21 protein-coding genes are annotated in these 20,364 nt (G+C 71.7%); 1 reads left to right on the top strand and 20 read right to left on the bottom strand.

Going from position 1 to position 20,364, the window contains the following annotated elements; translation table 11 throughout:
* Window positions 1-22: 22 nt before the first annotated feature.
* The 7 genes from ccsB to hemL all read right to left on the bottom strand — a co-directional run bounded on the left by ccsB (window position 23) and on the right by hemL (window position 6,727).
* Window positions 23-991: a c-type cytochrome biogenesis protein CcsB gene (gene ccsB / locus IE317_RS17960; RefSeq protein ID WP_191311464.1), complete on the bottom strand. Its 969-nt coding sequence runs from the start codon at window positions 989-991 to the stop codon at window positions 23-25.
* Window positions 992-994: 3 nt separating this feature from the next.
* Window positions 995-2,590: a cytochrome c biogenesis protein ResB gene (gene resB, locus IE317_RS17955; RefSeq protein ID WP_191311463.1), complete on the bottom strand. Its 1,596-nt coding sequence runs from the start codon at window positions 2,588-2,590 to the stop codon at window positions 995-997.
* Complete coding sequence (locus IE317_RS17950) at window positions 2,587-3,360, bottom strand: cytochrome c biogenesis CcdA family protein (protein ID WP_191311461.1); 774 nt, start codon at window positions 3,358-3,360, stop codon at window positions 2,587-2,589. The genes resB and IE317_RS17950 overlap by 4 nt, the downstream gene beginning before the upstream one ends.
* Window positions 3,361-3,476: 116 nt before the next feature.
* Window positions 3,477-4,238 (bottom strand): aminoglycoside phosphotransferase family protein, encoded by a 762-nt coding sequence (locus IE317_RS17945; protein ID WP_191311459.1) that lies wholly within the window; start codon window positions 4,236-4,238, stop codon window positions 3,477-3,479.
* Between the two features lie 4 nt (window positions 4,239-4,242).
* On the bottom strand, window positions 4,243-4,806 hold the full coding sequence (locus IE317_RS17940) for a TlpA family protein disulfide reductase (protein WP_191311457.1): 564 nt from the start codon (window positions 4,804-4,806) through the stop codon (window positions 4,243-4,245).
* Window positions 4,803-5,429, bottom strand: coding sequence for a histidine phosphatase family protein (locus IE317_RS17935; protein ID WP_191311455.1), 627 nt, complete (start codon window positions 5,427-5,429; stop codon window positions 4,803-4,805). Before IE317_RS17935 ends, IE317_RS17940 begins: the two co-directional genes overlap by 4 nt.
* Window positions 5,426-6,727 (bottom strand): glutamate-1-semialdehyde 2,1-aminomutase, encoded by a 1,302-nt coding sequence (gene hemL, locus IE317_RS17930; protein WP_191311453.1) that lies wholly within the window; start codon window positions 6,725-6,727, stop codon window positions 5,426-5,428. Before hemL ends, IE317_RS17935 begins: the two co-directional genes overlap by 4 nt.
* Before the next feature lie 60 nt (window positions 6,728-6,787).
* Between hemL and IE317_RS17925 the strand changes: the two genes are divergently transcribed.
* Window positions 6,788-7,264 (top strand): TspO/MBR family protein, encoded by a 477-nt coding sequence (locus tag IE317_RS17925; RefSeq protein WP_191311451.1) that lies wholly within the window; start codon window positions 6,788-6,790, stop codon window positions 7,262-7,264.
* Here IE317_RS17925 and IE317_RS17920 read toward each other — a convergent pair.
* From IE317_RS17920 to IE317_RS17860, 13 genes are all read right to left on the bottom strand, one after another.
* Window positions 7,261-7,809, bottom strand: a complete 549-nt coding sequence (locus IE317_RS17920; RefSeq protein WP_191311449.1) for a hypothetical protein — start codon at window positions 7,807-7,809, stop codon at window positions 7,261-7,263. The two genes, IE317_RS17925 and IE317_RS17920, sit on opposite strands and share 4 nt — an antisense overlap.
* A gap of 9 nt (window positions 7,810-7,818) precedes the next feature.
* Window positions 7,819-9,021: an ABC transporter permease gene (locus tag IE317_RS17915; protein WP_191311447.1), complete on the bottom strand. Its 1,203-nt coding sequence runs from the start codon at window positions 9,019-9,021 to the stop codon at window positions 7,819-7,821.
* Window positions 9,018-9,722, bottom strand: coding sequence for an ABC transporter ATP-binding protein (locus IE317_RS17910; RefSeq protein ID WP_191311445.1), 705 nt, complete (start codon window positions 9,720-9,722; stop codon window positions 9,018-9,020). The genes IE317_RS17915 and IE317_RS17910 overlap by 4 nt, the downstream gene beginning before the upstream one ends.
* The gene (locus IE317_RS17905; RefSeq protein WP_191311443.1) at window positions 9,719-11,005 is read right to left on the bottom strand and encodes an efflux RND transporter periplasmic adaptor subunit; all 1,287 of its coding nucleotides are present in this window, start codon (window positions 11,003-11,005) and stop codon (window positions 9,719-9,721) included. The genes IE317_RS17910 and IE317_RS17905 overlap by 4 nt, the downstream gene beginning before the upstream one ends.
* 62 nt (window positions 11,006-11,067) lie before the next feature.
* Window positions 11,068-11,406: a hypothetical protein gene (locus tag IE317_RS17900; protein WP_191311441.1), complete on the bottom strand. Its 339-nt coding sequence runs from the start codon at window positions 11,404-11,406 to the stop codon at window positions 11,068-11,070.
* Window positions 11,407-11,419: 13 nt separating this feature from the next.
* Window positions 11,420-11,866, bottom strand: a complete 447-nt coding sequence (locus tag IE317_RS17895) for a hypothetical protein (protein ID WP_191311439.1) — start codon at window positions 11,864-11,866, stop codon at window positions 11,420-11,422.
* Complete coding sequence (locus IE317_RS17890; RefSeq protein ID WP_191311437.1) at window positions 11,863-12,399, bottom strand: hypothetical protein; 537 nt, start codon at window positions 12,397-12,399, stop codon at window positions 11,863-11,865. The genes IE317_RS17895 and IE317_RS17890 overlap by 4 nt, the downstream gene beginning before the upstream one ends.
* Window positions 12,400-12,416: 17 nt before the next feature.
* The gene (gene hemB, locus IE317_RS17885) at window positions 12,417-13,388 is read right to left on the bottom strand and encodes a porphobilinogen synthase (protein ID WP_191311435.1); all 972 of its coding nucleotides are present in this window, start codon (window positions 13,386-13,388) and stop codon (window positions 12,417-12,419) included.
* Between the two features lie 169 nt (window positions 13,389-13,557).
* The gene (locus IE317_RS17880; protein ID WP_191311433.1) at window positions 13,558-15,090 is read right to left on the bottom strand and encodes a uroporphyrinogen-III synthase; all 1,533 of its coding nucleotides are present in this window, start codon (window positions 15,088-15,090) and stop codon (window positions 13,558-13,560) included.
* An 85-nt stretch (window positions 15,091-15,175) separates the two neighbouring features.
* On the bottom strand, window positions 15,176-16,105 hold the full coding sequence (gene hemC, locus IE317_RS17875; RefSeq protein ID WP_229902779.1) for a hydroxymethylbilane synthase: 930 nt from the start codon (window positions 16,103-16,105) through the stop codon (window positions 15,176-15,178).
* 20 nt (window positions 16,106-16,125) lie between these two features.
* A complete protein-coding gene (locus IE317_RS17870; RefSeq protein WP_191311430.1) occupies window positions 16,126-17,433 on the bottom strand; it encodes a glutamyl-tRNA reductase in 1,308 nt (435 codons plus the stop codon).
* Window positions 17,430-18,341, bottom strand: a complete 912-nt coding sequence (locus IE317_RS17865) for a redox-sensing transcriptional repressor Rex (RefSeq protein ID WP_191311428.1) — start codon at window positions 18,339-18,341, stop codon at window positions 17,430-17,432. The genes IE317_RS17870 and IE317_RS17865 overlap by 4 nt, the downstream gene beginning before the upstream one ends.
* Window positions 18,342-18,739: 398 nt before the next feature.
* Window positions 18,740-20,323 (bottom strand): molybdopterin-dependent oxidoreductase, encoded by a 1,584-nt coding sequence (locus IE317_RS17860; protein WP_191311426.1) that lies wholly within the window; start codon window positions 20,321-20,323, stop codon window positions 18,740-18,742.
* Window positions 20,324-20,364: the final 41 nt, after the last annotated feature.

The following is a 20,364-nucleotide window of genomic DNA, read 5'->3' as shown; positions in this document are numbered from 1 at the left end:
AGTCGGCGGACCCGCGGGCTGCTCAGCCCACCCCGGCGTAGGAGTGCAGTCCGACCGAGACGAGGTTCACGAAGAACAGGTTGAAGATCATCGCGGCGAACCCGACGATGTTGATGATCGCGGCCCGCGTCCCGCGCCAGCCCGCCGTCGCCCGCGAGTGCAGGTAGGCCGCGTAGACGACCCAGGCGATGAACGCGCAGGTCTCCTTGGGGTCCCAGCCCCAGAACCGGCCCCACGCCGACTCCGCCCAGACCGCGCCGCAGAGCACGCCGAAGGTGAACACCGGGAAGGCGAAGATGGTGGTCCGGTAGGCGATCCGGTCGAGGACGTCGGCCGCGGGCAGCTTCGGGGCGAAGCGGGCGAACTTCGTGTTGTCCTTTTCGTAGGCCGCGCGGAACAGGTAGAGCACGCTCGCGACGCCCGGAACCAGGAAGACGCCGGAGCCGATGATGGCCGCGGCGACGTGGATGACCAGCCAGTACGACTGCAGCGCGGGCTGCACCGGCGCCGCGATCGTGTACAGCAGCGTGCCGTTGATGAACATCAGGATCACGACGGGCAGCAGCAGGAAACCGGTGAGGTGCCGGACCGGGAACTTCTTCATGACGATCAGCCAGGTCACCACCGTGATGAAGGTGACGGCCATGCCGTACTCGTACATGTTGCCCCACGGCGCGCGGTGCACGGCGAGGCCGCGCAGCACGATAGCCGTCAGCTGCAGCAGCGCGCCGAGCACGAGCAGCGCCGCGCCCATCCGGCCGATCCGCTCGGGACGGCCGACCTCGCGCTGCGCGGCCGGGATCTCCTCGACCGGCGGTCCACCGGCGCCGACGAGCTCACGGGCCCGCAGCTTGGCGCGTTCGGTGGCGAGCCGGCCCTTGGCGCCGAAACCCTGTTCGACCAGCGTCATCATCAGCGCGACGACGTAGATCGCCGCGGCGGTCGTGTACAGCCAGTCGCTGTAGGTCGAGAGCGTCTCGTTGATCGGCATGCCTCAGCCCTTCTGCCCACTGATCAGGCGTTCGCTGACCCGGTGGAACTCTTCGCCGTAGCCGGCCTGGTCGGTGCGGGCCAGCCCGGCGACCTCGATCACGGTACCCGGGTCGTCGTCGGTCCCCGGTTTCACCCGCACCCACAGCCGGCGGCGCTTGACCAGCAGGGAAGCGCCGAGGCCGACGAACATCGCGATGGCGAAACCGAGCACGAACCCCTGCGTGGGGTCGTGGGAAATCTGCAGCGAGACCCACTGGCCGACACCGTCGAAGCGGACCTTCGTGCCGTCGTCGAGCTTGATCTCCTCGCCGACCTTGAGGTTCTGGCGGGCGATCTTCTTCAGCCTGCCGTCGTCGACCCGCGACTGGTCGACCTCGAAGACCGACTGGCCGCGCCCGGAGTCCAGGCCGAGGTCGCCGCGCAGGACGTCGACGGCGACCGCCGGGTCGTTCGCCTCGGGCGCGGACGACGTCAGGACGTTGCCGTGCAGGAACGCCGTCGGGGCGAACAGGCCGGTGATGGCCAGCTGGCGGGTCCGCCGCTGCACCTCGTCGGTGATGCCCGGCTGGTCGAACTTCGTTGCGCCTTCGGCGAGCATCGTGGCCGGGTCGACCGTGCGCCACTGGGTGTTCTGGGTGCGCTGCGAGCCGTCCGGGAAGGTGACCGTGAACTTCGGCGAATAGCCGTGGCCGAGCAGGTAGACGCGGTCGCCCGCGGTGCGCAGCGGCGAGTTGACCTCGAGGCCGTACGGGCGCCAGGTTCCCGTCTCGAGGTCCGGGCCGGACTGGTACTCGATGTTCGAGTGGTAGTAGTCCGGCTGGCCCGACTCGGTGTAGCGCGCGGTGAAGTCGTTGACCTTCACGCAGAACGGGTCGAGGTCGGTGCCGTCGACGCGCAGGCCCGCGTTGAAGGAGTCGTAGTTGTAGATGCCCGCGTTGCAGAAGCTGTCGCCGTCGGCCTGGACGATGACCTGGCCCTCGTAGCCGTAGAGCTTGCCGAGGGCGAAGAACACGATCAGGCCGAGCATGCTGAAGTGGAAGAGCAGGTTGCCGGTCTCGCGCAGGAACCCGCGTTCGGCCGAGATGGTCCGGACGCCGCCGGCCTCTTCGCGTTCGACGCGGCGCCAGCCGGAGAGCTGCTTGTGGACGGCGGCGATCTCGGCGGTGACGTCGGCCTTGCCCCGGCCGAGCCGGTAGTGCGGCATCCGGGCCAGGTTGCGCGGCGTCAGCACCGGCTTCGCGCGCATCGCCCGGGCGTACTCGAAGCTGCGCGGGGTCAGGCAGCCCACCAGCGAGACCATCAGCAGCAGGTAGATGGCCGAGAACCAGATGCTGGAGTAGACGTCGTAGAACTCGAGCTTGTCGAGCAGCGTCCCCCACCAGCCGTGGGCGGTGATGTACTCGTCGACCTTGGGCGCGTTGAGCTTCCGCTGCGGCAGGAGCGCGCCCGGCAGGGCGGCCAGCGCGAGGAGGAACAGCAGGACGAGCGCGGTGCGCATCGACGTCAGGCCGCGCCAGGTGTTGCGCAGGAAGGCGAAGGTGCGCTTCGCGGGCGTCGGGCCCGGCGGCGTCTTGGGGGGCGCTTCCGTGGTCGTCACAGCGGCAGCTCCAGGGTGCCGGTGAACTCGTTGCGGAGCCAGCCCATCAGATCTCCCCAGACGCCGGTGACCAGCAGGATGCCGACGGCCAGCAGGAGCACGCCGCCGAAGATCTGCACCTGGCGGCCGTGCCGGCGCACCCAGTCGGTGGCGCGCACGGCCCAGCGGGCGCCGAGCGCGATGAGCAGGAACGGCAGCCCGAGGCCGAGGCAGTAGACGGTGATCAGCAGGTACCCGCGGGCCTCGGCGCCGCCGGTGGCGCTGGCCAGCGTCATCACCGCGGACAGCGTCGGGCCGATGCACGGCGTCCAGCCGAGCCCGAAGATCGCACCGAGCAGCGGAGCGCTCCAGACCCCGCCGCGCGGCACGTGGTGCGAGCGGATCTCGCGCTGCAGGCCGGGGATCCAGCCGAGGAAGACCAGGGCCATGGCGATGGTCAGCACCCCGCCGAGGCGCTGCAGCAGGTCCTGGTTGAGCACGAGCGTGGCGGCGAGCCAGACGAGCGTGCCCAGCGTGGCGACGAACACGACGGTGAACCCGAGCACGAACAGCAACGCGGCTCCGACGACGGCCCACCGCCCCTGCTTGCGCTCTTCGTCGGCACTGACGGCGGGCGCCTCGGCCCCGACGAGCGCGGCGAGGTAGGCGAGGTACCCCGGCACGAGCGGCACGACACAGGGGGAGGCGAAGGAGACGGCCCCGGCCAGCAGCGCGACACCCGCGGCGAGCAGCAGCGGCCCGGAGATCGCCAGCTCGGTCACGGAGTTCACCCCGTTGAGGGTAGGCAGTGAGGTCCTGGTGAGAACGCCGGGGCCGCTTCACAGGACGTCGGTCACAGCAGTTCAGGACCTTGGTCCCGGTGGTCCGGCCCGGTTCGAAGCGCGCGTCATTCGAACAGGTGCCGGTGGGCCCGGCTCCACGCGACCCGGGCCGCCAGCTCGTCGAGATACCCCTCGGCCACCCAGCGGACCTGCGGCTGGAGCCCCTGCTCCGCCGCCCGGCGGACCTCCTCGAGCCCGGACTGCTGGACGTCGAGCACCGCGTCGACCAGCCCCGCCGTCGACGTCAGGCCGTACGCCTCGGCGAACACCTCCACCCGGCGGCGCCGGTCGGGCGGCTCGGGGTAGCGGAGGGCGCGGAGGCATTCGGCGTCGTCGCGGAAGGGGGCCACGTACTCCAGCGCGTAGGCGACGTCGTGGCGCCGGGGCCCGGGCCGGGCGTAGTCCCAGTCCAGGATCCCGACCGGCCGCCCGTCCCGCCAGACGGTGTTCCACGGGCCGAAGTCGCCGTGGCAGACCACCTCGCCGGTCCCGGTCCCGGTGCACCACGTCAGTTCGCCGGCGAGCCGGAAGCCGGCCACCGCGTCGTGGTAGTCGCGCAACAGCCGGGCGAAAGCGGCCAAGCCGGCTTCGCCGACCACCTGGGCCCAGCCCTGCGGGCCCGATTCGCCCGCGAGGTAGGTGAGCACCTCGCGGCCCTCGTCGTCGATGCCGAGCACCCGGGGCGCGGCGGGGAAGCCGACGTCCTCCAGGTGCCGGAGCAGCGCGTGGACCGCGGGCGTCCACGGGTGCACCGGGCGGCGGACCGTGTCGCCGACGCGGACGACCCGGCGGTGCGGCTGGTCCTGCAACAGCTCCTCGGCCGTCACCGGGTCAGGCCTCCGCGGTCAGCCGCTGCGCCACCGGGAGAAGGTCCTGGGCCAGCACCGGCCGCAGGAACACCGCCGCCACGCGGTGCTGCTTGTCCAGCACGATCGTCGACGGGATGATGTTGCGCGGGTAGCCGGCCAGCTTGAGCAGCACCCGGCCGTCCGGGTCGTAGATCGACGGGTACGTCAGCTGCCGGTCGCGCACGAAGTCCTGGGCCACTTCGCGTGCCGGGTCGCGGACGTCGATGCCCACCACCTGGACGCCCCGCTTGGCCAGCGACTCCATCTCCGGCGCCTCCGTGCGGCACGGCCCGCACCACTGGCCCCACAGGTTGAGCACCACGACCTTGCCCGCGTAGTCCGCCAGCGACAGCTGCTTGCCCTCGTTCATCAGGTCCTCGCCGGCCAGCACCGGGGCCGTCTGGCGCTGGGCGACGTCGTAGGTGATGTCGACCTGGCCGCCCGGGGAGACGAAGCTGAAGCTGCTCCCCTGGACCACCGCGTCCTTGCCCGTGCTGCACCCCGCCAGGGCGAGCGCCGCGACCATCCCCACGACCAGCCGTTTCATGCGCCGGTCACCTTCGGGTCGGTGGCGCCCGCGGGCTCGCTGTAGACGATCTCGCGCAGCTCGTCGCCGTCGAAGACCAGTGACGTCAGCGACGCCAGCGAGCACTGGCGGCGGCGAGGGTCGTGCCACAGGCGCTTGCCCTCGAGGAACCGCCGCAGCGTCCAGATCGGCAGCTGGTGCGACACGCACAGGGCTTCGTGCCCGTCCGCTGCCTCGCGGGCCCGGTGGACCGCGCCGAGCATCCGGTGCGCGATCTCGATGTAGGGCTCGCCCCAGGACGGCTTGAACGGGTTGACCAGCTTCGGCCAGTGCCGCGGCTCGCGCAGCGCGCCGTCGCCGACCGCCACGTGCAGGCCTTCGAACTGGTTCCCCGCCTCGATCAACCCGGGATCGGTCGCGATGTCGAGCCGGTGCGCGGCGGCGATCGGGGCCGCCGTCTCCTGGGCCCGCTGCAGCGGCGACGCGACGACGTGCACGAGGTCGTGGCCTGCGACGGCTTCGGCGACCGTCAGCGCCTGCCGCTGGCCGCGCTCGGAGAGCCGGTAGCCCTCGAGACGGCCGTACAGGATCTTCTCCGGGTTGTGCACTTCGCCGTGACGCAGCATGTGGACGACGGTGGTCACTGGACGGCCTCCGCCGCCGCGCGCGCCGCCGCGGGCAAAGCCGCTTCGATCACCGAGAACGCTTCGTCGTCCATCGCCGCGTTGACGAACCAGGCCTCGTACGCGCTCGGAGGCGCGTACACGCCTCCGTCGAGCAACGCGTGGAAGAACGGCGGGAAGCGCCACGTCTCGGACGCCTGCGCGCCCGCGTAGTCGCGGACCGGCGCGTCACCGAAGAACACGCTCACCAGGTTGCCCGCGTACTGGACGTTGTGCGCAACCCCCGCTTCGCTCAGAGCGGCGTGGAAGAGGTTGCCGAGGCGCTTCGCGTTGGCGTCGAGAGCCGCGTACACGGCGTGGTCGGCCGCGCGCAGCGTCGCGAGGCCCGTGGCCACCGCGACCGGGTTCCCGGAGAGCGTCCCGGCCTGGTAGACCGGCCCGCCCGGCGCGAGCTTGGCCATCACGTCGGCGCGGCCGCCGAAGGCCGCCGCCGGGAGGCCGCCGGACATCACCTTGCCGAACGTGTAGAGGTCGCCGGCCACGCCGTCGAGACCGAACCAGCCCGCGTGCGACACGCGGAAGCCGGTCATCACCTCGTCCATGATCAGCAGCGCGCCGTGCTCGTGGGCGAGCTCACGCAGGCCCGCGTTGAAGCCGTCTTCCGGCGCGACCGCACCCATGTTCCCGGCCGCCGCCTCGGTGATCACCGCGGCGATCTCCCCGGGGTTGTCCTCAAAGGACTTCCGGACCGCGTCGAGGTCGTTGTAGGGCAGCACCAGCGTGTCCGCGGCCTGCGCGCCGGTGACGCCCGGCGACGTCGGCAGCCCGAGCGTCGCGACGCCGGAGCCGGCCTGCGCGAGCAGCGCGTCGACGTGACCGTGGTAACACCCGGCGAACTTCACGATCTTCGTCCGGCCCGTGAACCCCCTGGCCAGCCGGATCGCGCTCATCGTGGCCTCGGTGCCCGAGTTGACCAGCCGGACCCGCTCGACGGGCGCGACGCGGTTGATGATCTCCTCGGCCAGCTCGACCTCGCCGATCGTCGGCGTGCCGAACGAGAGCCCGGACGTCGCCGCCGTGCGCGCCGCCTCGACGACCGCGGGGTGCGCGTGCCCCAGGATCATCGGGCCCCAGGACGACACCAGGTCGACGTAACGGTTGCCGTCGGCGTCCCACAGGTGCGGGCCCTCGCCGCGGACCATGAACCGGGGCGTGCCGCCGACCGAGTTGAATGCCCGGACCGGCGAGTTCACCCCGCCCGGGATGGCCGTCTTCGCCCGGTCGAACCACGCCTTGGACTGCTCGGTTCCAGTGCTCACCGGTCCAGTCTCCCAAACCCGCCTAAGATGGCGGGCAGCCGCCCGGGAGGGGAACAGCCGGTGACCGAACGCGCCCCGCACCGCAACCAGTGGCTCATGCTGGCCGGATTCCTGGGCGTCGTCGCCGTCGTGGCCGTGGTCGGCGGCCTGGCCGCGACGTCGGCGCGGGAGGTCTACGCGCGGCTCGAGCAGCCGCCGTGGGCACCGCCCGCGTCCCTGTTCGGTCCGGTGTGGACGGTGCTGTACGTCACCATCGCGGTGGCCGGCTGGCTGTACTGGCGGACCGACGGCGAAACGCGCGGGTTCGCCGCCTACGGCATCGGCCTGCTGTTCAACCTGCTCTGGACGCCGCTGTTCTTCGAGAGCGGCGCGGCCAGGGTCGCCCTGGCCGACATCCTCCTGCTGGACGTCGTCGTGGTGGTGACGATCGCCCTGTTCGGCCGCCGGTCGAAGGCCGCCGCCGCGCTCCTGGTGCCCTACCTCGGCTGGATCCTCTACGCGACGACGCTCAACGCCGCGATCGTCGTCCTCAACTAGCGCGCGGCCTGCTGGGTGATGGCCTGCGCGGCGACCGTGCCGTCGTCGCCCGCCTGGCCCTGGACGACGACCGTCGCGCCCGGCTTGAGGTCCGACAGCTTGCCCTGCTGGGTGACCCCGACCGTGGTCGAGTCCGATGTGGACACCTTGACGTCGTCGCCCTGCGCGGTCTTGACGTACACGGTGGTGCCGTCGACGCGGTCGACCGTGCCGGTGGTGCCGCGGCCGCCGCGGAACCCGCCGCCCTGCTGCCCGGCACCGGCTTGCTGGCCGCCGGTCCGGGCCTGGTTGCCGCCCGCGGTACCGCTCGGGCGGGTGGGCGTCGAGGAGCCGAACGCGGCGTGCGTCCAGGCGCCGCCGCCGAAGGCGATCGCGAGCACGACGAGCCCGGCCAGCACCAGCGTGGTGCGGGAGAACGGCTTCGCCGCGTGGCGCATCTCGGCGTTCAGGTCACCGTCGACCGCCGGGCTGGCGACGATCTCCTCGGCGCTCGGCTCCAAAGGGGCACTTTCCCGTGAAAGTGCCCGCTCGGTGGGGGAAGACATGGGGGCTCCTTATTCGTGACGCAGGGCGTCGATGGGCCTCAGCTTGGCGGCCCGGTTCGCCGGGAAGCTGCCGAAGAACAACCCGATCAGGGCGGATACCGCGAAGGCGAGCAGGATCGACGACGGCACCACGACCGGCTTGATCCCGGAGATGGTGAACCGGCTGCCGATCACCCCGATGGCGACGCCGAGCAGTCCGCCGAACAGGCTGAGCATGGTCGCTTCGGCGAGGAACTGGCCGAGGATGGCCGACCGAGGGGCGCCGATGGCCTTGCGGATGCCGATTTCGCGGATCCGCTCGGTCACCGTGACCAGCATGATGTTGGTGACGCCGATGCCGCCGACCAGCAGGGAGATCGCCGCGACCGCGCCCAGCAGCACAGTGAACGTCTCGGTCGCCGACGTCCGCGTCGCGAGCAGCTGCTCGGAGTTCTGGATCTGGTAGTCCGGGGTGCCGCCGAGCCGGATGCCGTGGCGGGCGTTGAGGATCGCGGTGATCTCGGACTGCGCCAGCGAGACGGAATCCGCGCTGGTGGCCTGGACGGCGATCTGGCTCAGGCTGCCGTAACCGGCGAGGGAGTTCTGGACCGCCGAGATCGGCGCGATGGCCACGTCGTCGGCGTTCTGCAGGCCGGTGCTGCCCTTGGCCTGCAGCACGCCGATCACGGTGAACTGGATGCTGTTCAGCAGTACGTTCCTGCCGACCGGGTCGGCGGTGCCGAAGATCGACTCCGCCGTCGTCGGGCCGAGCACGACGACCTTCCGCGCGGCCGTCACGTCCTCGCTGGTGAACAGCTGCCCCTGGGCGAGTTCGCGGTTGGTCGTGGTGAAGTACGCGGGTTCGGTGCCGGCGACGCTGGAGACGTCGTAGGACGTCTGCCCGTAGGCCGCGGTCGCCGTCGTGTTGACCACCGGCGACGCGGCCTTGACGTCCGGGGCACCGACGGGGTCGACGAGCGCGTGCGCGTCCTGCACGGTCAGCGGCCGCGCGGTCGCGCCCTGGCCGCCGCCGCGGGCCGGGGAGACGTTGACGACGTTGGTGCCGAGGCCCTGGATGCTGGCCGCGATGGCCGCCGACGCGCCGTTGCCCACCGCGACCAGCAGGATCACCGCGGCGACGCCGATCGTGATGCCGAGCGTGGTGAGGGCCGAGCGCAGCTTGTTCGCGGTGAGCCCGCGCACGGCGAACCGCAGGATCTCCAGGAGGTTCACGAGACCGCTCCCACCGCGCGCGTGACCTCGTCCGACACGATCAGCCCGTCATCGACGCGGACGACCCGGTGCGCGTGTTCGGCGACCTCGTCCTCGTGCGTGATGACGACGATCGTGCGGCCGAGGGAGTTGAGCCGGTCGAACACGCCGAGGACGTCCTCGGTGCTGCGCCGGTCGAGGTTGCCGGTGGGCTCGTCGGCCAGGAGCATCGCCGGGCCGGTGACCAGTGCCCGCGCCACCGCGACCCGCTGGATCTGCCCGCCGGAGAGCTCGCTCGGCAGGTGCTTGGCGCGATCGGAGAGCCCGACCATCTCCAGTGCCGCGAGCGCGCGCCGCCGCCGTTCCGACCGGCGAAGTCCGCTGTAGACAAGTGGCAGCTCCACATTGGACAACGCCGAAGTGCGCGGTACCAGGTTGAAGGACTGGAAGATGAAGCCGATCTTCCGGTTGCGCAGCAACGCCAGCTGCCGTTCGTTCAGCTTGCCCACGCCGAAACCGTCCAGGAGGTACCGGCCGGACGTCGGCACGTCCAGGCAGCCGAGCATGTTCAGCAGCGTCGACTTCCCCGAGCCGGACGCGCCCATGATCGCGACGTACTCGCCGGGCCACACGGTGAGGTCGACGCCGCGCAGCGCGTGCACCGCCGTCTCGCCGGCCCCGTAGGTCTTGCGCAGTCCGGAGACCGCGATCACCGGGTTCATCCGCGCCCGCCGAAGCCGCCGCCGGTGCCGGTGCCGCGCTGGCCGCCGCCCGGGAACCCGCCGGTGCCCCCGGTACCGGGGAACCCGCCGGTGCCGCCGCCCGTGCGTCCGGTGCCGCCGTTGGTGCCGGTGGCGGCCGTCGCGGTGAGCACGACGTTCTCGCCCTCGGTCAGTCCGGAGGTGATCTGGACGGTCGACTCGCCCCGCAGCCCGACCTGCACCTGCCGGGTGACGTTCTGCCCGTTTTCCTGGACGGTGACGAGGTTGGTGCTGCCCACGGTCTGCACCGCCGCGGCCGGCACGCTCAGCGCGTTGTCCGCCTCGGCGACGGTGATCACCACGCTCGCCGACTGGCCGGGCCGCAGCCCGTCCGGCGGGCTGGTCAAGGCCAGCTGCGCGCCGTAGGAGACGACGCTGCCGCTGGTCGTCGGGGTCAGGTTGACGCTCGACACGGTCGCCTGGATCGGCTTGTCCGGCAGCGCGTTGAGCGTCACCGTGGCCTTCTGGCCGGCCTTGACCTTGCTGACGTCGATCTCCGCGACCGAGGTGTCGACGATCAGGCCGGTCAGGTTCGTGATGGTGATGAATCCGGAGCTACTGGAGGACGAAGACGCGGCCGAGCTGGAGTTCGACGACGAGCCCTGGCCGCCCTGCCCGCTGCCGCTGCTGCTCGCCGACTGCGAGGTGGCCGAGGAGCCGCTGGAGGACTGCTGCCCGACCGCGCCGTTGATGGCGGTGACGGTCCCGGCGCCGGGCGCGTACAGCACGGTGTTGTCGAGCGCCTGCTGCGCGGTCTGGACGTCGAGCTCGGCCTGGTCGAGTTTCGCCTGCGCCGAGGTGACGTTGTTGGCCGCGTTGGTCTGCGCGTTCTGGCTGTTCTGCCCGGTGGCCGGGGTGGCTTCGGCCGTCTCGGCGGTGTCGAGGCTGTCCTGCGCGACGGCGAGATTCGCCTTCGCGACCTGAAGCTGCTTCGCCGCCTGGGTGCTGTCGACCGTGGCGAGCTTCTGCCCGGCGCTGACGACGTCACCGACCTTGACGTCGATCGAGGTGACCTTGCCGGCCGTGGCGAAATTCGCCGCGCCGGTGTAGCTGCTGGCGAGCGTCCCGGCGGCGGAGACGGTCTCGGTGACCGTCGCGCGGCGGACCGGGGTGCTGCGCGACTGCGCCTGCGCCGAGCTCGGTTCGGGGCTGAACGCCTGGTATATCCCGAATCCCGCTCCGGCCAGCAGTACGACCAGAGCTCCGTTGATCACCCATGCCTTCGAGGCACGCACGCGCGTCATGCGGCAACTTTGGTGCCGCTGCTTAGCAATGGACTGTTCGTTGCCTGTGCGCGAGCTGTGTATCAGGCCTTGGGCTTGGGGCTCCGCGCACGGATGGCGAGCGCGAGCTGACGCACCGCGTCGACCAGCAGCAGCGCAGCCACGGTGCCGAGCCCGATGGCGGCGGCGAGCAGCCCGCCGAAGTACCGGTGCGACTCGAGCACCGCGCCGTCGTCGGTGGTGGTGACCACGGTGGCGACGCTGTCGTGCCAGCACAGGAAGGCCACCCAGCCGGCGAGCCCGGCGAGCAGCACCTCCACGACGGCGACCAGCGTCCGCCACGGCTTGTGCAGCCTCGCCTGCGGGCCGGGTTCTTCCGGCGGCCAGAGCTCGGCCCCGGTGGGCTGCGGAAGGTCGATCACACCGGAGATTTTCTCATGCTTCGCGCGGGGTCGCCCGGACGAGCCGGTCCAGCGCGTCCCGCAGCGCCTCGACGTCCTTCGCCCACGCCAGCACGACCGTGCCGTCGGCCAGCCGCACCGGCAGCGAGTCGTACTTCCGCGGCACCGACCAGCCGCCCCCGAGCACCCGGGCGCCCACCGGTGTCCCCACGTCCGTCACCGAAGCGATGTCCGCGGCCGGCACCTTCTCGCGGCCCTGCCGCAGCTGCTCGGTCGTCACCTCCAGCGACAGGAAGCGGCGACGCGCGTACACCCACGGCATCGTGATGACGCACAGCGCGAACCCGACCATCAGCCAGCCCACCACGTGCACCGGGCCGCCGGTGGCCAGCTCCGCCAGCGCGCCCACCAGGGCGAACACCGGACCCCAGCCGATCGCCGCCCAGCTCACGCCGGACTCGGCGTACAGCCGGTCACTCACAGCTTCTTGCCGGCCTTGGGGAAGTAGCCACTCACCGAAGGCAGGTACAGCAGCACCAGCGCGATCACGAACAGCAGCACCGCGACCAGCGTCAGGTACGTCAGCACCGGCGCGAACGTGAAGATCAGCAGCACCATCACGATCGGCAGCACGGTGAGCACCGTCCGGGCCGAGCGGGTGCCTTCGCGGGCCTTGTACGCGAACAGCAGGAACAGCAGCGTGAACACGATGGAGCCGACCAGGAGGAACCACAGCATCGCCGTGACGCCGTCCGCGATCATCTGCGGGGTGATCTTCGGGTCCTTCGTGCCCTCGACGTACCGGTCGATGACCGCGGACTTGCCCGCCATCAGCTGGACGTACCCGAGGATCAGGATCACACCGCCGGCCAGCCACAGCCAGAACGACACGGCCACCGGCCGCGGCGGCTTGGCCTTCGGGGCCCGCTCGCCGGGGAGTACCGGATCGGGCGAGCGGCCCTGCTTGCGCCGTTCGTCGTCGGTCAGACCGGTGAGGTCGTCGTTCTCTGCCACGCGTGGACTCTAACGGGTCAGTCCAGCCAGGCAGCGGCCTCGGCGGCCCAGTAGGTGAGGATCAGGTCGGCGCCCGCGCGGCGGATCGACGTCAGCACCTCGAGGATCGTCCGCTCGCGGTCGAGCCAGCCGTTCGCCGCGGCGGCTTCGACCATCGCGTACTCGCCCGAGATGTTGTACGCCGCCACCGGCACCGGGGAGATGTCCGCCGCCGCCTTGATGACATCCAGGTAGGACAGCGCCGGCTTGACCATCACCATGTCCGCGCCCTCGGCGAGGTCCAGCTCGATCTCGCGCAGCGCCTCGCGGCCGTTGCCCGGGTCCTGCTGGTAGGTCTTGCGGTCGCCCTTGAGCTGCGAGTCGACGGCCTCGCGGAAGGGGCCGTAGAACGCGCTGGCGTACTTCGCGGAGTAGGCGAGGATCGCCGCGTCCTTGTGCCCGACCTCGTCGAGCGCCCGGCGGATGACGCCGATCTGGCCGTCCATCATCCCGGACGGCCCGAGCACGTGCGCCCCGGCTTCCACCTGCGCGATGGCCATCTGGGCGTAGATCCGCAGGGTGGCGTCGTTGTCGACCGCGCCGTCGGCGTCCAGGACGCCGCAGTGGCCGTGATCGGTGAACTCGTCGAGGCAGGTGTCGGCCATCAGCACGGTGGCGTCACCGAGCTCGTGGCGCAGGTCGCGCAGGGCGACGTTGAGGATGCCCTTTTCGTCGACGGCCCCGGAGCCCTCCGCGTCACGCGTGGCCGGGATGCCGAACAGCATGAGGCCGCCGACCCCGGCGTTGACCGCGTCGACGGCGGCCTTCCGCAGCGTGTCGCGGGTGTGCTGGACGACGCCGGGCATGCTCGAGATCGGCCGCGGCGCGTCGATCCCTTCGGCGACGAACATCGGGAGGATCAGCTGGCGTGGCCGCAGCGTCGTTTCGCCCACCAGCCTGCGCATGGCCGGGGTGGTGCGAAGCCTGCGGGGACGATGCTCGGGGAACACCCCTACCAAGGTACTCCCGCGGCTTTTGCCGGAGTTCCGCAAGGGTGCCCAGCGGCGCCTCCCCAGCGGTGAGTGGCCCCGGCTGGATCAGCGGCGCCGAACCACGAGCCAGGAATGACTCATTCCTGGCGTCCGATGCCAGGAATGAGTCATTCACTGCGTTGGAACTTCAGGAGCGGCGGGCCCGCTTCGCCTTCCGCGGCGGCGGCAGGGCACCCTCGGCGCGCAGCCGGGCGGCGTGCTCGGCGAGCGCGTCCACCAGGTGCGGGACGTCGGCCTTCTCCGGCTGGACGTCGACCCGCAGCCCGAATTCCACGGCGGTTTCCGCGGTCTTCGGGCCGATGCACGCGACCAGCGTGCGGGTGTGCGGCTTGCCGGCGATGCCGACGAGGTTCCGCACGGTCGAGGACGAGGTGAAGCAGACCGCGTCGAACCCGCCGGTCTTGATCATCTCGCGGGTCTCGGCGGGCGGCGGGGCGGCCCGGACGGTCCGGTAGGCCGTCACGTCGTCGATCTCCCAGCCGCGCTCGCGCAGGCCGGCCGACAGCGTCTCGGTGGCGATGTCCGCCCGCGGCAGCAGCACGCGGTCGACCGGGTCGAGGACGTCGTCGTACGGCGGGAACTCCGCCAGCAGGCCCTCGGACGACTGCTCACCGGACGGGACCAGCTCCGGGATGATGCCGAACGAGCGCACCTTCGCCGCGGTCGACTCACCCACACAGGCGATCTTCACGCCGGAGAATGCACGCGCGTCCAGGCCGAACTCCTCGAACTTCTCCCACACCGCGCGGACCGCGTTGGTGGAGGTGAAGACGATCCACTGGTAGCGGCCGTCGACCAGGCCCTTGACCGAGCGCTCCATCTGCGCCGGGCTCCGGGGCGGCTCGACCGAGATGGTCGGCACCTCGTGCGACGTCGCGCCGTGGCCGCGCAGGCGCTCGGCCATCTCGCCGGCCTGCTCCTTGGTGCGCGGCACCAGGACCTTCCAGCCGTACAGCGCGCGGGACTCCCACCACGACAGCTTCGAGCGCTGCCCGGCGGCCTGGCCGATCGTGACGATCAGCGGCCCGACGAGCTCGCCGGCGTCGTTCGCGACCTTCTCGAGCGTCGTGTCGAGGGTGCGCTGGGTGTTGATGGTGCCGTTCGCGGTGACCGCGACCGGGGTCGACGCCGGGACGCCGTTGCCGGTCAGCGCCGACGCGGCCTCGGCCAGGTGCGCCGATGTGGCGTGCAGCACCAGCGGGCCGGGCGCGGCGGCCAGTGCCGCCCAGTCGACGTCGCCGCGGACGTCGACCTCGGTGTGCGTGCCGCCCAGCGCGACGCCCGCGTACGCCGGGACGGCCGCGGCCGGGGAGACGCCCGGGATGACGTCGAACACGGCGCTCGTGCGCGCGACCGCCTGGACCTCGGCCACCACGGCCGGGGTGGTCAGCGGGTCGCCCGCGACCAGCCGCAGCACCAGCCGGCCGGCCTTGGCCTCGGTGGTCAGGTCCTTGGCGACCTCGGCGGCCTCGCCGACGGCGGGCCGGACCTCGGCGCCCTCGGCGGCCATGGCCAGCACGGACTGCGGCACGTCGGGGTCGGTCACCACGACCTCGGCCTTGGTCAGCAGCTCCTGGGCACGGACCGTGAGCAGGCCGGCGTCGCCGGGGCCGGAGCCCACGAACGCTACGCGCCCGGTGGTCTTTCGCGCGGGGGTCATCTGTGCGTTTCTCCTCTTGCGGCGGCCGTGCCCGATCGCCTGGCCGCAGGTCTCCTACGTCTTGGAAAAAGCGCTCGCGAGAGCGCTACTGAGCAGGGCCGGAGAGTGCTCCGGCGCCCAGGTCCAGCAGCTCGGCGGCCAGGTCCTTGCCCAGCTGGGCGGCCTGGTCCTTGTCGGCCAGCGCGGAGGCCCGGACCATGTCCACCGCGCCGTTCTCGTCCTCCGCGGCGGCGGTGCCGCGCAGCGAGATCCGTTCCACGACCTTGCCCTCGGCGTCGAGATCTTCGACGATCTCGGCGAGCGCGCCCACCGGCGCGCTGCACCCCGCCTCGAGCGCGGCCAGCAGCGCACGCTCGGCCGTCACCGCGGCCCGCGTGCCTTCGTCGTCCAAAGTGGACCGGAGCAGCTGCTCGAGGTCCACGTCGGCGGTCCGGCACTCCACCGCCAGCGCACCCTGCGCGGGCGCGGGCAGCATCTGGATCGGGTCGAGGGTCTCGGTGATCGCCTCGGCCCGGCCGATCCTGGCCAGTCCGGCACGCGCGAGCACCACGGCATCGAGCTCGCCGTCGGACACCTTGCGCATGCGGGTGTCGATATTGCCGCGAATCGGCACGATTTCCAAACCGAGACCCAGCGCCCGCAGCTGCGCGGTGCGCCGCGGGGAGCCCGTGCCCACCTTCGCGCCGGGCAGCAGCTCACCCAGCGTCAGCCCGTCGCGCGCGACCAGCGCGTCCCGCGGGTCCTCGCGCGGCGGCACGGCGGCCAGCGTGATGCCCGGTTCGGGGGTGGTCGGCAGGTCCTTGTACGAGTGGACGATGACGTCGACCTCGTTGCGCTGCAACGCTTCCCGCAGCGCCGACGTGAAGACGCCGACCCCGATCGTGGGAATCGGCGCGGAGGACTGGTCACCGGGCGTGGTCACCTTGACGATCTCGACCTCGGCGCCGGTGGCGCGCAGGGCGTCGGCGACGGTCCCGGTCTGGGCGAGCGCGAGCTGGGAACCGCGCGTACCCATGCGAATGACTCTGGTCACTACTACTTCTTCTCTGAGGGGGGCTTCGGGCTCGCCACCGCGGCGGGTGCCTGCGGGTCGAGGCAGAACAGTTCTCGCAACGCGTTCGCGTAGTCGGTGTCGGCCGTCTCGGCGGCCAGCTGCTTGACCCGCACCGTGGGCGCGTGCAGCAGCTTGTCGACCACCCGGCGGACCGTGCGGCCGACCTCCTCGCGGACCGCGCCGTCCAGTCCGGGCAGGCGGTTGTCCAGCCGGAGCAGCTCGGCGTCGACGACCTCGGCCGCGCGGCGGCGCAGCGCGGTCACGGTCGGGGTCACCTCGGCGCTGCGCTGCCCGGCGAGGTAGTCACGGACCTCGTCGAGGACGATCCCGGTCGCCTTGGCGGTCTGGCGCTCGGTGGTCGGCGTCCCGGCCTCGCGCATCCGGCGCTGGATGGTGGCCAGGTCGACCACCCGGACACCGGCCAGCTCGCCGACCTCCGGGTCGACGTCCCGCGGCAGGCCGAGGTCGCACACGACGAGCTCCCGGCCGCCGCGCGGCAGCACGTGCTCGGGGGTGAAGACGGCGTCCTGCGCGCCGGTGCAGCAGATCACGATGTCGGCGTCCCGCACGGCGCCGGCGACGCCGGACAGGGGGATCGCGCGGGCCGGCACCCCCTGCTCGGTGACGTTCGCGGCGAGCCGGCGGGCGCGGGCGTCGGTGCGGTTGGCCACGGTGATCTCACCGATCCCGGCCTTGCGCAGCTGCGACGCGCTCAGCGCGCCCATCGAGCCGGCGCCGACGATGACGGCGTGCTTGCCGGTGAGGTCCCCGGCCGCGGCGAGTGCTTCGGAGACGACCGACGCGCCGAGCTGGTCGAGCCCGGTCTCGGTGTGCACGCGCTTGCCGACGCGCAGCGTGGTCTGGATCAGCTCGTGCAGCGTGCGCCCGACGGTGCCGGCCTCACGGGCGGTGGCGTACGCGGACCGGATCTGGCCGAGGATCTGCGTCTCGCCGACGACCATCGAGTCCAGGCCCGAGGTGACGGAGAACAGGTGCTCGACGGCGGCGCCGGCGTAGTGGACGTACAGGCTGTCGTAGAGCTCGGCGGGGGCCATCCCGGCCTGGCGGGCGAGCACTTCGGAGACGTCGTTGAGGCCGCCGTGGAAGGTCTCGACGACCGCGTAGACCTCGATCCGGTTGCAGGTCGAGACGAGCATGACCTCACTGATGTGCTCGGCCTGCTGCAGTTCGTCCAGGATCTTGCCGACTTCGGGAGCGGGCACCGCGACGCGCTCGAGCGTGCTCAGCTCCGCACTCCGATGCGAGAGACCGACCGCCAAAACGCTCATGAGCGCACCACCATTTCCCGTCCGCCGTCCGGACCCGAGCCGTTCCGCCTGCCGTTCCCATTTTCGGACGGGTGAACCGCACCGGGTAATCCGGAATTGCCCTGATTCCCGGCGTCGTCCGCACGGCGGGCCACATGGAACGAGAGTATCTGCAGCTCGACGGCCAAATCCACTTTGCGGACCTCGATGTGAGCAGGAACCTGCAACACCACCGGGGCGAAGTTGAGGATGCACTGGACACCCCCGGCGACCAGGCGGTCACACACCGACTGCGCCGCGGTGGGCGGGGTGGCGATCACGCCGATGGAGATGCCGCGCTCGGCGCAGATCCGCGGGATGTCGTCCATGTGCGACACCGGGAGCCCGCCGACCGGCACGCCGATCAGGTCCGGGTCCAGGTCGAACAGCGCTTCGACCGGGAAGCCGCGCCCCGGGAAGCCGCCGTAGTTGGCCAGCGCGTGACCCAGGTTGCCGATCCCGACCACGGCGACCTTGTGCTGCCGGGTCAGGCCGAGGATGCGTTCGATCTGGCTGACCAGGACGCCGACCTCGTAGCCGACGCCCCGGGTGCCGTAGGAACCCAGGTAGGAGAGGTCCTTGCGCAGTTTCGCGGAATTGACGCCGGCGGCCTGCGACAGTTCCTCGCTCGAAACGGTCGTCGCGCCCTGTTCGGACATTCCGGACAGCACGCGCAGGTAGACGGCCAGCCGCGCGACGGCCGCCTCGGGAATGGACTTCGCCCGGACGGCCTCGGGGGCATCCCCGTTGCGGCCGGGCTCACCGGCGGGTACCGCGGGCATTTCGGCGGTGGGGGCGTTGTCGGCGTCGAGGCCGGCCGGACGGCGGGGCCGCCGGGGCGCCCGGCCCGGGGAGTCCGCCGCGTCGCGCCTCCCCCGCTGTGTGACCACGCCGTAGTTCTCCTGCCCGCTGTGCACGTCTGGCGGCCATCGCCATTCGGAACTGTGTCTTGACCCAGGACCCGGAGTCCGGTTCGATACCGGCCCGTCCCGGGCGACAGCCCTACGGTAGACCACTTGTGAACGCACGCACAAAGTCACTGGTCGGAGGCCGTTCCCCCGGCCACGCGATCATGACACGGCGTCAGAATCCTTGTCCGGCAAGGCAGTTCGCGTGACCGGCGCGCGGGGGGACGTGCGGGCGCCGAGCTTCGCCGCGCGGCGAACGGCCGGTCCCGCGCTGCGAGCGGCAGCCCTTGATCGGTCGCGCCCCGGTGCGGTGAATGACTCATTCCTGGCGTCGGACGCAAGGAATGAGTCATTCACTGCGGTAGGTGGGTGCCCTGAGCTCAGCTCGCGTCGAGGGTGACCGAGTGCCAGCCGGTGGCGCCGTCCGGGACCGGGTCCGCGCGGTTCTCCGTCTGGGTGTAGCCGTCCTGATCGGTGGCCCGGACCGAGGCCTGGTGCGTCCCCGCCGGCACGTCGAGCTCGATCCACCACATCCGCCAGGTGTCCTTGCTCACCTCCGCCGACAGCGTCGCCTCCCGCCACTCCCCCTGGTCCAGCCGGACCTCGACCTTCGCGATGCCCGTGTGCTGCGCCCACGCCGTCCCGGCCAGCCGGACCTTGCCCGCGCTCACCTTGGCGAAGCCGCTCGGCGTGTCGATCCGGGACTCGGTCTTGATCGGCGCCTGCTCGGCCCACCCGCGGCTCAGCCAGTACGCCTGCCGGGCGTCCCAGCGGGTGAATTCGAGCGATTCGACCCACTTCGTCGCCGACACGTACCCGTACAGGCCGGGGATGACGATCCGCGCCGGGAAGCCGTGCTCGACCGGCAGCGGCGCGCCGTTCATCCCGATCGCCAGCATCGCCCCGCGGGTCCGGTCGAGGGCGACGTTCGCCGGCGTCCCGCACGTCCAGCCGTCGACGCTGGTGGCGAACATCTGCTGCGCGCCCGGCTGGACGCCCGCTTCGTCGAGCAGGTCGGCGAGGTCGACGCCGATCCAGGCGGCGTTCGAGATCAGCGGCCCGCCGACCTCGTTGGACACGCAGGTCAGCGTCACCCGGCGCTCGACCAGCGGCCGGTTGCGGATGTCTGCGTAGGAAAAGGTCACCTCGCGGTCGACCATCCCGTGGATCTTCAGGCTCCAGTCCTCGGTGCGGATCTGCGGCACGACCAGCGCGGTGTCGATGCGGTAGAAGTCGGCGTTCGGCGTGATGAACGGCGGGGACCCGAGCTTTGCGAAGTCGGCGTCCGCCGGCAGCGGCGGCGCGGTGCGCGCGGGGACGAGCGGCCCGACGGCGGCCCGCGAATCCTCGGCGTTCGAGCTGGTCCCGGCGACCTGCCCGACGACGGCGGCGAGGCCAGACCCGGCGGCCACCCCGACCCCAGCCTGCAGGAACTTCCGCCTGGACGCCCCCGAAGCGCCACTTTCACCCGGAAGCGGCGGCCCCTGGTGGGCACTTTCACGTGAAAGTGCCCTTCGGTGCAGGAAGGTGAACACCATCAGGCCGGCGACCAGGGCGGCGACCGGCGCGAGCAGCGAAACCTGCCCGAGGTCGCTGCGCGCGTACACGGCCGCGACCCCGGCGGCACCGAGGAGGACGACGAGCACCTGCCCGGCCCGGGGCGTCCGGCGCGAGAGCTGCCCGGCCAGCAGCGCGAACAGGACCAGCACCACGGCGAGCCCGAGCTTGAGCACCGGTTTGTCCCAGGTGCCCAGCGTCCGCTCGGCCCACTTCACGACGGCGGTCGGGCTGTGGTCGATCACGTAGTTCGCCACCGCGATGAACGGCGAGGCCGTGTACCCGACGAAGCCCGCCACCAGGTGCCCGACGCCGAGGGCGGCGGCCAGCGCGAGGAGACCGATCAGCGTCGCGACCGGCAGCGAAAGGCGGCGCGTCTCCGGGGGCGCGTCCTGCAGAGTGCTCACGCCTCCATCTTCGGAGCGCGAGCGTGCAGCGGCTGGCCGAT

Origin of the sequence: Amycolatopsis bullii, assembly GCF_014654205.1 — a bacterium.
Lineage (GTDB): Bacteria > Actinomycetota > Actinomycetes > Mycobacteriales > Pseudonocardiaceae > Amycolatopsis > Amycolatopsis plumensis.
This window is presented reverse-complemented; position numbering and strand designations above follow the sequence as displayed.

Excerpts from the sequence above, each read along its gene's own strand:
- ccsB (WP_191311464.1), bottom strand. The coding sequence starts at position 991 with ATGCCGATCAACGAGACGCTCTCGACCTACAGCGACTGGCTGTACACG.
- IE317_RS17940 (WP_191311457.1), bottom strand. The coding sequence starts at position 4,806 with ATGAAACGGCTGGTCGTGGGGATGGTCGCGGCGCTCGCCCTGGCGGGG.
- IE317_RS17920 (WP_191311449.1), bottom strand. The coding sequence starts at position 7,809 with ATGTCTTCCCCCACCGAGCGGGCACTTTCACGGGAAAGTGCCCCTTTG.
- IE317_RS17910 (WP_191311445.1), bottom strand. The coding sequence starts at position 9,722 with ATGAACCCGGTGATCGCGGTCTCCGGACTGCGCAAGACCTACGGGGCC.
- IE317_RS17905 (WP_191311443.1), bottom strand. The coding sequence starts at position 11,005 with ATGACGCGCGTGCGTGCCTCGAAGGCATGGGTGATCAACGGAGCTCTG.
- IE317_RS17880 (WP_191311433.1), bottom strand. The coding sequence starts at position 15,090 with ATGACCCCCGCGCGAAAGACCACCGGGCGCGTAGCGTTCGTGGGCTCC.
- hemC (WP_229902779.1), bottom strand. The coding sequence starts at position 16,105 with ATGGGTACGCGCGGTTCCCAGCTCGCGCTCGCCCAGACCGGGACCGTC.
- IE317_RS17870 (WP_191311430.1), bottom strand. The coding sequence starts at position 17,433 with ATGAGCGTTTTGGCGGTCGGTCTCTCGCATCGGAGTGCGGAGCTGAGC.